At 44.8% G+C, this 12,658-nt stretch carries 8 protein-coding genes and 1 tRNA gene; 6 read left to right on the top strand and 3 right to left on the bottom strand.

Annotation, left to right across the window (positions count from 1 at the left end; all coding sequences use genetic code 11):
* Positions 1–79 precede the first annotated feature (79 nt).
* Entirely contained in the window at positions 80–2,914 is a 2,835-nt protein-coding gene (locus FGL37_RS23240) for a S9 family peptidase (RefSeq protein ID WP_028068330.1), read from the bottom strand.
* A 94-nt stretch (positions 2,915–3,008) separates the two neighbouring features.
* On the opposite strand from FGL37_RS23240, the gene FGL37_RS23235 reads away from it, so the two are divergent.
* The 6 genes from FGL37_RS23235 to FGL37_RS23210 all read left to right on the top strand — a co-directional run bounded on the left by FGL37_RS23235 (position 3,009) and on the right by FGL37_RS23210 (position 9,262).
* Positions 3,009–3,743 carry an SIMPL domain-containing protein gene (locus FGL37_RS23235; protein ID WP_028068329.1) on the top strand — a complete coding sequence of 245 codons (735 nt, stop codon included), beginning with the start codon at positions 3,009–3,011 and terminating at the stop codon, positions 3,741–3,743.
* A gap of 114 nt (positions 3,744–3,857) precedes the next feature.
* Positions 3,858–3,937, top strand: a tRNA-Leu gene (locus FGL37_RS23230).
* A 95-nt stretch (positions 3,938–4,032) separates the two neighbouring features.
* Positions 4,033–5,346 carry a PDZ domain-containing protein gene (locus FGL37_RS23225; protein ID WP_051606445.1) on the top strand — a complete coding sequence of 438 codons (1,314 nt, stop codon included), beginning with the start codon at positions 4,033–4,035 and terminating at the stop codon, positions 5,344–5,346.
* Between the two features lie 244 nt (positions 5,347–5,590).
* A complete protein-coding gene (gene prpB / locus FGL37_RS23220; RefSeq protein ID WP_028068328.1) occupies positions 5,591–6,472 on the top strand; it encodes a methylisocitrate lyase in 882 nt (293 codons plus the stop codon).
* Positions 6,473–6,592: 120 nt separating this feature from the next.
* Positions 6,593–7,744 (top strand): bifunctional 2-methylcitrate synthase/citrate synthase, encoded by a 1,152-nt coding sequence (gene prpC, locus FGL37_RS23215; RefSeq protein ID WP_028068327.1) that lies wholly within the window; start codon positions 6,593–6,595, stop codon positions 7,742–7,744.
* Positions 7,745–7,810: 66 nt separating this feature from the next.
* Positions 7,811–9,262: a bifunctional 2-methylcitrate dehydratase/aconitate hydratase gene (locus tag FGL37_RS23210; protein ID WP_028068326.1), complete on the top strand. Its 1,452-nt coding sequence runs from the start codon at positions 7,811–7,813 to the stop codon at positions 9,260–9,262.
* Positions 9,263–9,325: 63 nt separating this feature from the next.
* Here the strand turns inward: FGL37_RS23210 and FGL37_RS23205 are convergent, their stop codons facing one another.
* Together FGL37_RS23205 and FGL37_RS23200 are read right to left on the bottom strand one after the other, a co-directional pair.
* On the bottom strand, positions 9,326–11,452 hold the full coding sequence (locus tag FGL37_RS23205; RefSeq protein ID WP_051606444.1) for a 3-hydroxyacyl-CoA dehydrogenase NAD-binding domain-containing protein: 2,127 nt from the start codon (positions 11,450–11,452) through the stop codon (positions 9,326–9,328).
* Between the two features lie 27 nt (positions 11,453–11,479).
* A complete protein-coding gene (locus FGL37_RS23200; RefSeq protein ID WP_028068325.1) occupies positions 11,480–12,652 on the bottom strand; it encodes an acyl-CoA dehydrogenase family protein in 1,173 nt (390 codons plus the stop codon).
* Positions 12,653–12,658: the final 6 nt, after the last annotated feature.

The following is a 12,658-nucleotide window of genomic DNA, read 5'->3' as shown; positions in this document are numbered from 1 at the left end:
TGAAAAAATATGACTTTCTGGGCTTGTTGTGTTGAAAAAAAGAGGCCGATTTGTTAAAATTGACCTCTTTCTATCGTTTTTACTTGTAATCCAGACCCCAGTCTATTCCTTTTAGTGTTGCTGGTATACCTTTCTTCAGCCAGTTGGGGGCGGGAGCCCCTTTTAAATAATGGTCGAAGAACTGCTGTTCGCGAATCTGGATGTCTTTTCTGTTTTGGCGTTGCATCAAGTTGTGCTCATCGCCATTATAATTTAACATCCAAACGGGCTTATTTAAGCGGCGTAATGCGGTGAACATTTCTATTCCTTGATACCAAGGCACGGCACCGTCGTTATCGTTAGCCATAATGACAACCGGTGTATTGACCTTGTTCAGATGGAACAACGGTGAGTTTTCGATGTAGAGTTCAGGCGCCTCCCATAACGTCTTGCCGATACGGCTTTGCGTATGCTCATACTGGAATTGCCGTGACATACCCGACTGCCAGCGGATGCCGCCATATGCTGAAGTCATATTCACTACAGGAGCACCTGCCCATGCGGCAGCATACATATTTGTCCGGGTGATGAGGTGTGCAACCTGATAGCCGCCCCAGCTTTGCCCCTGAATACCCATTTTGGTACTGTCGACCCAAGGATTTTGGGCAAGATGCCGCATACCCGAATTAACATATTCTTCAGCCGATTTTCCAGGATACCCAGTTTCGTAGCTAATATTGGGAGCGAATACCAAATATTCGTTGCTGACAAAGTATGGGATGTTTAGCCGTGAAGGAGTAGGGGCGGGCGGCTGATACGTATAAAGCCCGTCTGACAGTTTCTCATAAAAATAGGCGATGACCGGATATTTCTTCGCCGGATTAAAGTTTTCCGGCTTATAAAGAATACCTTCAGCCTGATGGCCGGCGGGCGTCGTCCAGTGCACAAGTTCTGCTGTTCCCCAATTGTAACTGGCCTGTTGTCTATTGATATCCGATAATTGTAGTTCGTTGTTTAATTTGATCGTATTCGTATACAGATTGGGTGAATTTGCATAATCCTCCTTGCTGTAAAGAATCGTCTGCAGATCAGCGGAGGCACTTATATTTCTGAACGTCTTGGCTTCGACAAGCAAATTTTTGGGATCGTTATGCTGTCCTTTGAACTGGTAAAAGCCAGCTTCTTTTGTCTTGTTGTCAAAGGCAGTGAGCAAACCGCCTTTTTTATAATCGAGAATCAGCGGCTGGTCCCGTTCTTCTTCCCTTTGTAGGGGTAGATAGCGGAGCGTTGTGCGTGAAGCCGCTCCATAGCCATTGGTGAGTATGGATTTTTTTGAGCCATCCAGTTCAAAGAACCAGATATCATAGTGTGAATTGAGGTAAACACCTTTGTAATCTGGAGTCCAGGCGGCCATACCGTAGCTTTCTGCCTGGGTGGGCATATCATTCTCCTCATCAGCGAAGGCTGCTGGAATCCCCTCTGTCAATACAAATTTTCTTTTAGAGCTTATCTGGTAAGAATTCCATGTGCCTTTGTCGCGGTCAAAATACACGATGTATTTAGCGTCAGGGCTCAATGTGGCGTATCCTGAGAAGTTGGAGAGGATCAGCTCCCGCTGGCCGGTCTTTGTTGAAACAAGATAGATATCATCTCTTGTGCCACCTTTCCATTGACTTTCGATGCGCTTACCGAAATCAGTTCGTGCCAGCATGTACTCTGCGTTGCCATCGTGCGTTAAGGAGGTAGAGTTAAAGGTCTCGTCTGTGAGCGGTATGACGGAACGGCTGTTTTTGGGATAGATAACCGCCAGAAAGTTCCTGGACAGATCTTTCTTTAAATTGACTAGCTGCATGGGCTGCAGATAGTCATCCTGCCAACTCCAGACATCGACTTTAGCGTGTTCAAATTCGACGAGCGTGGTATCTTTGACGCGAGGAACTGGTGCAATGCCGAAAAACAGCTTTTCACCATTTTTGCTGAATCGTATATCCCCATCGCCACTGACCGCCCAATTTGCAGGCATACCACTGCTGTTTTTGGTCACTAGATACTGAGCGGTGTCTACACCAGCACTAGCACTGTAATAATAGAGATTATAATTTTTTACCAATGCTTTTTCTTTGGAAAGATCCCCAAGATAAGCCAGCTGGTTGCCTGCCTCGTCGAAGCTAAAGTTTTTGTACTCGCCCCTTCCGTTTGATATTTTCTTTAAATTTTTACTTGCAACGTCGTATAAATAAACGCCTGATTCCTTGGATAGGCTGTCTTTAACATCGGTTTTTTTCGAGAAGACGAGCTTAGTCCCATCTTTATTCCATGCATATTGGTCTACCGAAGAGAATTGTAGAGAGTCTCCCGAAACAAGGTTATAGACAGTCAGCGTTGCAACTGTTTTTTTCTTCTTGTCGTTGTTTTGTTTTTTGGTTTGGTCTGAATCTACAGTATTTTTAGCTGAAAATGTTTTGTCTCCTGTCTCTTTATCAAAAAGGAAACTAACGAAATTGTTGTTCTTTTCGGCAATTTTATACGATTTGACTGCAGCAAACTTGATCAACGAAGCATTTGTCAGATCATAGATTGCGAGAGAGTCTTTTGGAAACTCATCCGCTTTTTTCTTTTTGATTTTTGCTTCCCGTATTGCTGCGAATGGCGGCTTTATCAAACTGATCAGGTGATTCTCCGTGTCATTGAGCTTGGCATTATAGCCGCGCGGGATCTGAATCAGTTCTTTATTATCTTTTGTTTTCAGAAATAGTTGATTATCGCCCTCCTGAGGCATCACTTGAAAGAGAACAAATTTACCGGATTTACTGATGTAAGGAGATGATATGCTCTGCCAGCTATCATATACCGTATGATCCAAAGGTTTCTTTTGCGCTTGCACCGTGAGGGCAGCGAGAAAACAGAAGGAGATACAGATATTTCTTTTATTCATATCGTAATACTTTTTGCTGCAATTTATCCATAAAAAATAAAACATCGTTGTTTTTTTGGTATATTCATTGTTACGAATACATAAAAAACTGGTTATGAAATCATCATCTATTATTGTTTCGGTCATAGCAGGCGCTGTGATTTTGTTGGCGGCATGGATTTTTGGCAGTGCATATCGGTATAAATTTAAATCGACGCAGACAATTACGGTCAATGGCAATGCAAAAAAGGATTTTGAATCAGACCTGGTCAAGTGGAATGCTACTTTCAGCAGAAAGAATTATGAATTAAGTGCTGCGTCTGCGCAGTTGGCAACAGATCGTAACCTGGTACGTGACTTTCTGGTTCAACAGGGAATAAAACCTGAGGAAATTCGCTTTGAAGCGGTCAATATTGCTAAAGATTTTGAATACCACACGGATGGTAAGGGGAATGGTTATAACACCTTTTCGGGGTATACACTGTCGCAGACCGTAAGTGTAGAATCAAGAGATCTGAATAAAGTTGACAATGCTTCACGGGAGATTTCCACGTTGATTTCGAAAGGAATAGAGCTCAGTTCAAGCACGCCAAATTATTATTATTCTAAATTGGAAGACCTAAAATTGGAACTGATTTCGCAAGCATCGAAAAATGCGCATCAGCGTGCGGAAAATATTGCCAAAGAATCCAGTGCTTCATTGGGCGATCTGGTGAAAGCAGATCTCGGAATATTTCAGATCACCGGTCAAAATGACAATGAAGAATATTCTTCGGGTGGGGCCTTTAATACGACTTCGCGTAAGAAAACCGCGAATATAACCGTAAAGGCGAGTTTTATCAGTGATTAGCCTAAAATTATTTGGCTGTATGTCAGAGCACTATTGTTAAGGGTGTTAAATTTGTTCAAAAAGTTTTCTCCTTATCAATAAAAAACCTACTTTTGCATCATCCCAAACGGATATGCCCGGATGGCGGAATTGGTAGACGCGCTGGTCTCAAACACCAGTGGGAAACCGTGCCGGTTCGACTCCGGCTCCGGGTACGAAAGCTCGAAACATGGTTTCGGGCTTTTTTTATCTAAACCTTTTTATTTTCAGATATTCTTGTTTAAATTGGAAATACCAAATATAAACTCGAATGAAAGCACTTTTTTTGTCGGTTGCGCTATGCTGCTATGCATTGGTCTGGGGACAGGACAGTTTTGTTCTGAAGGAAAAAAAGAGTGCCAAATTTCCGTTTCTTTTTGTCCATAATTTAGTGATCATACCGGTTGTGGTCAATGGATTTGCTATGAACTTTCTGCTAGATACGGGGGTCAAAGAGACCATGATATTCGGTGAGACCCTCAAATCCATTGATAGCGCTGTTTTCGTCAACAAATTTCAGGGGTTAGGTAAAGACGAAGGACTGGATGGCTACTTGTCCGTAAATAATCAGGTTACGATAGCAGGTGTATATGAAGACCTAGATCAACCCATTTATATTTTAAATAATGCACATATTGACATTTCTACGCGCATCGGAGTGGAGGTCAACGGCATCATGGGCAGCCGCTTTTTTAATGATCACCTTATTGAAATGGACTTTTTAAAGCATAGGATTACCGTCTTTCAAAAGGAGGTTTATCCAAAAGGACTGAACAAGATGCAACGTGTGCCGATCGATATTCTGAATAGTAGACCTTATGCAGCTATTGCTTTTGATCAGGACGATGTTGCTGTCGAAGGGCGTGTACTAATTGATATGGGCAACAGTGATGCACTTATGCTAATTCCCTCAAAAGTGGAAAAATTCGTAATTAAAACTCCATTTATACACGACTATATCGGGCAGGGATTTAATGGGGAGATTTACGGGAAAAGAAATCGGATTAAATCCCTAAAGCTGGGGTCTTTCACAATGCACTATCCTTTGGTTGCTTATCCGGAATTGAGTTCGACCCAACATGCTACCTTTGTTAACGAACGCATAGGGTCTGTAGGCAACGAATTGCTGCGTCGTTTTAAAGTAGTTTTTGATTATCCTAATCATGTAATTTATCTTCAAAAAAACCGAAATTTTGATAAGTTCTATTATTTGAATATGAGTGGTCTGGAAATTGTTCACGATGGTATTAAATATGAGAAGGAGGAAGTTCCTGTTTATTTAAAGAAAGATGGGGGCACTGAGGTGCGTATGGGCAATAGCGTTCAATATCGCTTTGTGTTGAAAAATCTGTATAAGGTTGCGACAGTACGCGCTGGTTCGCCTGCGGCGATTGCTGGCTTAATGCCGGACGACAAACTACTGAAAATTAACGGGCGGCCGGCCTCTTCGTATTCACTGGAATCCATACACACGCTTTTTAAATCGGAGGAGGGCAGGGAGATGCGTTTTAAAGTAGAAAGGGACGGACAACAACTGGAATATAGATTTTATTTAAAAGATCCGTTGCCTTTTCACCCGAATTGAATTTGCAGCCTTATTGCTAGCTTAGTGTCCGAGAGAAGTTGGCTCCCCTTATAGCCGTATTTTCTTCTGTAAAAAGAAGATAGTTTAGAAAATAATTTTTTTTGTATCCCATTATAATTGGTATCTTTAAGATGGCGTATTTGTTGCTGCCATGGCTAAACGTAAACTTAAATATCCGTCTGTAAATGCTCCGGCGTTTTTCTTTGGAGATTTATAGCTGGTGAAATTTCAAATTTTCTATGATATGATACACTCTCCTGGCTTCCGTTTTAGGGAAGCAATCACTGAAGAAAAACCGCTGCAAGTTGTGGGCGCTATCAATGCAAATCACGCACTTTTGGCTGAGCAGGCGGGTTTCAAAGCCATTTATCTCTCTGGGGGTGGTGTTGCCGCCGGATCATTGGGTGTTCCGGATCTGGGTATTACTTCTTTGCAGGACGTGTTGATTGATGTAGATCGCATAACAAATGTTTGCAAGCTTCCATTGATGGTAGATATAGACACCGGATTTGGTCCCTCTGCCTTTAATGTTGCACGCACGATAAGAAGCTTGGTTAAAGCTGGTGCCGCGGCGGTACATATGGAAGATCAGGTAGGAGCCAAACGTTGTGGACATCGTCCTGGAAAAGAACTGGTCTCTAAGCAGGAAATGGAAGACCGTCTCAAGGCTGCGGTCGATGCGAGAACTGACGAACATTTCGTCATTGGGGCACGTACGGACGCTTTGGCATCCGAGGGGCTGGAACTCGCTCTCGACCGGGCTGTGGCTTATAAAGAGGCGGGGGCTGACTTTATTTTCGCTGAGGCGGTACATAATCTGGATCAGTATATGCAGTTTAGCAGGGCGACAGGACTGCCTATTCTAGCCAACATTACGGAGTTTGGACAGACGCCGCTTTTTACCCTCGATGAGCTCCGTCATGCGGATGTGTCGATCGTATTATATCCATTGTCGGCTTTTCGTGCAGCAAATAAAGCTGCGAGTGATGTTTATGACCATATCCGTAAAGATGGCGGCCAGGCAGCAGTCTTGGACCAGATGCAGACAAGGGAGCAGCTTTATCGAAGTATCGATTACTATGCTTATGAAAGCAGATTGGATCAGCTATTCAATAAAAAGACATAATCATGCCAGTATGACCATTGAGGAATGCATAAAGGAATGAGATCGCCTTACCTGACAATACATGCAGTAGGATAAGGCGTAGTTGCAATAGGATAGACACGCTTACAAATACTTATTCTAATGAAAGAGACAACAGAGACTGGATTTAAACCAAAGAAAAGTGTAGCACTTTCTGGCGTAGCAGCAGGGAATACTGCCTTAAGTACCGTTGGAAAAAGTGGTAATGATCTACATTACCGTGGGTATGATATTTTGGATCTTGCACATCAAGCAACTTTTGAGGAAGTAGCCTACTTGTTGATTTTTGGAAGCTTACCTACGCGAGCCCAGCTGACAAGCTATCAGAGTCAGTTGATAAGCCAGCGTGGACTACCGATCACGGTACAGCAAGTATTAAAACAATTGCCATCTACCGCACACGCGATGGATGTGCTGCGCACATATGTTTCATTTTTCGGCAGTGTAAATCCCGAAAAAGAGACCCATCCGCTGGCTGGAGCCAGAGATATCGCCAACCGGCTGATGGCGTCCATGGCATCTGCTTTATTATATTGGTATCATTTCAGTCAACATGGCCGCGAGATTCAGGTAGAGACTTCTGATACAACTGTCGGAGGGCATTTTTTGCATCTGCTTCATGGTAAGGAACCTTCCGAGTCCTGGGTTAGGGCAATGCAGATTTCGCTTAACTTATATGCCGAACATGAGTTTAATGCATCCACTTTCACCGCCAGGGTAATCGCGGGCACAGGGTCGGATATGTATTCCTGTATTGCGGGCGCAATCGGTGCATTGCGGGGGCCAAAACACGGTGGGGCCAACGAGGTCGCCTTTGAGATTCAGAGCCGATACGCCAATGCGGATGAAGCTGAGGTGGATATCCGTAAAAGGTTGGCAAATAAAGAAGTGATCATTGGCTTTGGTCATCCTGTCTATACGATTTCAGACCCAAGAAATCAGGTCATTAAGCAGGTCGCCAGGGAACTGTCAGAGGAGGCCGGCGATATGAATCTTTATTTAATTGCAGAGCGTCTGGAGAAGGTCCTGTGGGAGGAGAAACGGATGTTCCCAAATTTGGATTGGTATTCTGCTGTTTCGTATCATCTTATGGGGATTCCTACCGAAATGTTTACGCCCTTATTTGTCCTGTCGCGTATTACAGGATGGTCTGCTCATGTATTTGAACAGCGGCAAGATGGAAAAATAATTCGACCGAGCGCAAATTACATCGGACCAGACGATAGGACTTATGTGCCCATCGCCGAAAGATAGAATACGTAACGCCCTTTAAAATGCAATAAGTAAGTTAACTACTACTATTTGATCAGAAATATAATAATGAGTGCAATCTTAACCAATGAAAGACCACAGCCAGACCAGGTCCTGGTGGCTATTGTGGATTATGTCCTGAATTATAAAATCGAAAGCAAGCGGGCCTGGCACACGGCATTCTACTGTTTTCTTGATACAATCGGCTGCGGTCTGGAGGCGCTGACCTATCCTGCCTGTACAAAATTACTGGGGCCTATTGTTCCAGGGACGATCGTTCCGAACGGTGCTAAAGTGCCGGGCACAAACTATCAGCTGGATCCTGTACAAGCGGCATTCAATATTGGTACAATTGTACGCTGGCTGGATTTCAATGACACCTGGTTAGCGGCCGAGTGGGGACATCCGTCGGACAATCTGGGGGGTATATTAGCGACAGCAGACTGGCTCAGTAGAACGGAAATGGCGCAAGGCAGAAAATCCTTGAAAGCCAAAGCAGTCCTTGAAGCGATGATCATGGCGCACGAGATACAGGGAGTATTGGCGCTTGAAAACTCCTTTAATAGAGTGGGACTTGACCACGTGATTTTGGTGAAAGTGGCTTCTACTGCTGTTGTAGGCAAATTGCTAGGTCTAAACCGGGAAGAACTGCTTAATGCAGTTTCGTTGGCTTTTGTGGACGGGCAAGCTCTGCGCACTTATCGGCATGCGCCCAACACTGGCAGCCGTAAATCCTGGGCGGCCGGAGACGCTACCTCCCGGGCAGTGCGCTTGGCTTTAATTGCAAAGACAGGCGAAATGGGTTATCCTTCGGTGCTGACGGCGCCAGTATGGGGCTTTTACGATGTTTTGTTTAAAGGTAATGTGTTTAAGTTTCAGCGTGAATATGGGACTTACGTCATGGAGAATATTTTGTTTAAAATTTCTTTCCCTGCAGAATTCCATGCACAGACGGCCGTCGAAGCCGCGATACAGCTGCAGCAACAGCTTCGGAATTTTGGCAAAGACAGTGCCGATATTGCGCGTGTGACGATTCGGACTCACGAGGCGGCTATTCGCATCATTGACAAAAAAGGGCCTTTACATAATCCTGCAGACCGGGATCACTGCATCCAGTATATGGTTGCTGTACCCTTAATTTTTGGACGGCTGACGGCAGAAGACTACGAAGATCAGGTGGCAGCAGATCCACGTATCGATGATTTACGAAATAGGATTTTCTGTGTCGAAGATAGCCAGTTTACAAGGGATTATCATGATCCGCAAAAGCGGGCGATTTCCAATGCGCTGACTGTCGAACTGAAAGACGGAACGGTATTGCCGGAGTTGATCGTGGAATATCCGATCGGACATCCCCGACGTAGGGAAGAGGGTATTCCCAAATTGATCGAAAAGTACAAAATCAATCTGGCTCGTGTATTTTCAGAAAAGCAGCAAAGACAGCTGCTTGAAGTTACCTTGGATTATGACACCTTTATCGACCTCGATGTGTCTGAACTTATGGACCTCTACGCACGGTAGTATAGAAAGCTATTGTTCTGTTGTTTCTTCATATAACAGAACAATAGCTTATCGCTATTCATCCTATTCTTCCCTTTTTTGCCAGTTGGATCTAAAACCTGTATAAAATTTAAAGTCCTTGCCGGCCAGTGTCTTTAACGATGGGGGCAGTTCCCATTGTTCACCGAAGTGAAAGAATGATGTGCACTCCTGAACAAAAAGCGGTAAACCGGTAAGATCGATATGACCAAATACGCCGCCTGTGTAAGCAGGATAGCCTACACCAAGAACAGAACCGATATCGCCGTCAATGGGCTGATCCAATATACCCTCCTCTAAACAACGATAGCTATCCAAAGCCATGACATGAAGTAGTCTTTTTCGTATTAATGTGGGGGCGGCACTATCAATGGACATGGACAAAGTTGGGTCCTGCCAAATTGTTTTAGTTCGCGTAGTGCTGTCGTAGTCATAGAATCCGTGTCCCGATTTGCGACCTTTTCGCTGATTTTTGATCATATTGGCGAGATAAGCATAGGCTCTGTGCTGACTGGCGTGAAGGGTGGGCAACTGATCATACACATGCAGCATAAGTTCCAATGAAATTTCGTCCAGCACCGCGAGCGGTCCCACAGCGAATCCGGCAGTCAATGCTTCGGTCTCGATCTGCCGGGCCGGTATGCCTTCCAGTAACATGGTGATGGCTTCCAGAAGGTAGTTGAAAAAGATGCGGGAAGTAAAAAATGCAGGGCCATCATGTACGACTATCGGAATTTTGCCCAGTTTTAATGCGACCAATACGGCCTGTTGTAATGTGTTTTGATCTGTTTGTTGGCCGCGGATAATCTCAACTAAGGGCATGCGATCTACCGGCGAAAAAAAATGCATGCCGATAAAGCGCTCGGGATGAGGAGTTGCTGTGGCCAGGTTGCTAATAGGAAGAGACGTTGTATTGGAGGCAAACACACCATTTTTGGTGAGGTAGGCAAAACTTTGTTTTGTCACCTCTGCTTTTAATGCTGCATCTTCAAATACGGCTTCAATAATGAGATCAGATCCTGAAAGATCGTGGATATGCTCGGTAGCCGTAATCCTGGACAGCAGTGCCTGTTGCTGCTCGCTGTCCATATTGCCCTGTGCCAGCAATTTTTCACAAATCTGAGCTGAATACGCTTTGCCCTGCTGGGCCCGTAGTAGGGTGACATCTTTCAAAATCACATTTAAACCGGCCTTAGCTGCCTCGTAGGCGATACCTGATCCCATCATGCCAGCGCCGAGAATGCCTATCTGTCTGATCGTATTATCTGAGGTACATTCTAGCCAGTCAGGATGTTGTGTGCGATGTATACCATGATCAAGGGTGCGCACCATGTGCAGCACTTCGGGTGTCTTCAGAACAGCTAGATATACTGTAGCCTCAGCCTGCAGCACTTCGTCCAGCGGACGAGATACTGCTGATTGCAACAACTGGATGACCGCATTGGTACCGGGAAGCAGCCCCCGTGTTTTTTTTTGAATCGCCGCCACCGTATTTTCCATGTCCGCCGAAGAGGAGCGGAATGCCGGATCGGTAGCTCTATTTTTGCTCAATATCCAGCGTTTTGCCGTCGCTATACCGCCATCAAAATCAGCTGCTACATGATCGATCAAAGCTAATTTGTGACCATCTGTACTCCCGATTGAATTTCCCTGTGTTAATAGCTGCAAGGTTTGAGTGTAGCCAATGATCTGAGGCAGGAGCACGGTTGTTCCTAAGCCGGTAAAGGCGCCAAATTTACTTTCTGGAAAGCCCAAGCTGATCCCTTGTATAGCAATTCGATAATCAGACCATAACATTGGCGCTAGCCTGATGCCTGTGCAGGAGCGGTCAAGTATGGATACAATAGGCTTGTTGAATGATTTCCATTTTATTACCTCCAGCATCATGTGGTACATGTTGCTGGAGTCGAACATGCCTTCGTAAACCTGATTAAACAGGGACGTATAGTTTCCCTGATCGGCGTTCAATGGTGAGGTATACACCAACGCGGTGGTTTCTTGTTCTTGGAGCAGCTTAGTCATTAATACGACGAAGTGCTCAAGTGTAACCTGTATGCCCGGTCGGGCACTGGGGATTTCGATCAGCGGCTGTATGAAAACAATTCCATCGCTGTCCCGTTGTATGTCAAACAGCGGCGATGGGTCGGGGTTTTCTTTTTTTTGCATCATCATCTATTTCTTTGTTGTGGATAATTGGCTTTACGCAGGTTTTTGGGATTGATAGTTGATATGGTCAATGGACATCTTTGCAATAATCTCCAGCATAATTTCAGAGGTCCCGCCGATTATGGTCCCCACGCGTACATCCCGGTACAGACGAGCGATTTTATAGTCTTCAGTGAACCCATAACCGCCAAAAAGTTGTAGACATTGGCCGACTGCCTGGACAGCGAGCTCGCTGGCCTGGAGCTTGGCAATGGAGCACTCCCGGACTGCATATGTTCCCTCGTACTGAAGGTCACAACAGTGGTAAACAAATGCCTTCGTCGTCGCGATATCAGCGGTGATTTGGGCAATGCGATGGCGGACAGCCTGAAATTCTGCAATTTTTTTCCCGAAGGCCTCGCGTTGCTGCAGATATTCCAGCGTGTACTGTAAGGCCGATTCGGCTGTTGCAACGCTATGAATAGCAGCGGTGAGGCGTTCCAACTGTAAACCGTCCATTAGATAGCGGAATCCTTCACCTTCCGCACCAATTAAATTGCTCGCTGGTACCTTAACCTGATCGAAGGCCAATTCGGCAGTATCAGAGGCATGCCAGCCCAATTTATTGATCTTATTTGCCGATATCCCTTGCGTATGCCTGTCGATGAGCAGTAAACTGATGCCCTTCGTTCCTTTATCAGGGGCGGTTTTGACAGCCGTAATAAAAAAATCACCATAATACCCGTTGGTAATGAAAGTTTTGGATCCATTGACAATATAGTAATCTCCCGTTCGAACAGCAGTAGTCTTGATATTTTTTACATCGGAGCCCGCCCCCGGCTCCGTAATCGCGACAGCACTGACCATCTCTCCTGCAATGACAGGCCTGAGATAACGTTCTTTTAATTCCTCGGTTGCATATTTTAACAGATAAGGTGCAGACATGTATTGGATTACCAAAGCCGCTATCGTGAATCCCCCAGAGAAACAATGGGATAATTCCTCGCATAAAATCATCGAATAATAAAAATCCAAAGCCAGACCACCGTATTGTTCTGGATAGTTGATTCCCATAAACCCCATATCGCCCATTCTTTTCCAGATACGTCGATCGATTTCACCTCTTTTTTCCCAGTCATCAATGTGCGGAAGAATTTCCTTTTGAATAAATGCCCGGAGCGTTTCGCGGAAAATTTGATGTTCAGCGGACAGTTTTCTTGCGTGCATAATAAT

This window comes from Sphingobacterium thalpophilum (genome assembly GCF_901482695.1).
Taxonomy (GTDB): domain Bacteria; phylum Bacteroidota; class Bacteroidia; order Sphingobacteriales; family Sphingobacteriaceae; genus Sphingobacterium; species Sphingobacterium thalpophilum.
Note: the sequence above shows the minus strand (reverse complement) of the source record. Positions and strands in the feature narration are given on the sequence as shown.

Coding starts and splice junctions, on each gene's coding strand:
- FGL37_RS23210 (WP_028068326.1), top strand. CDS start 7,811: ATGAGTGCAATCTTAACCAATGAAAGACCACAGCCAGACCAGGTCCTG.
- prpC (WP_028068327.1), top strand. CDS start 6,593: ATGAAAGAGACAACAGAGACTGGATTTAAACCAAAGAAAAGTGTAGCA.
- FGL37_RS23225 (WP_051606445.1), top strand. CDS start 4,033: ATGAAAGCACTTTTTTTGTCGGTTGCGCTATGCTGCTATGCATTGGTC.
- FGL37_RS23200 (WP_028068325.1), bottom strand. CDS start 12,652: ATGCACGCAAGAAAACTGTCCGCTGAACATCAAATTTTCCGCGAAACG.
- FGL37_RS23205 (WP_051606444.1), bottom strand. CDS start 11,452: ATGATGATGCAAAAAAAAGAAAACCCCGACCCATCGCCGCTGTTTGAC.
- FGL37_RS23235 (WP_028068329.1), top strand. CDS start 3,009: ATGAAATCATCATCTATTATTGTTTCGGTCATAGCAGGCGCTGTGATT.
- FGL37_RS23240 (WP_028068330.1), bottom strand. CDS start 2,914: ATGAATAAAAGAAATATCTGTATCTCCTTCTGTTTTCTCGCTGCCCTC.
- prpB (WP_028068328.1), top strand. CDS start 5,591: ATGATACACTCTCCTGGCTTCCGTTTTAGGGAAGCAATCACTGAAGAA.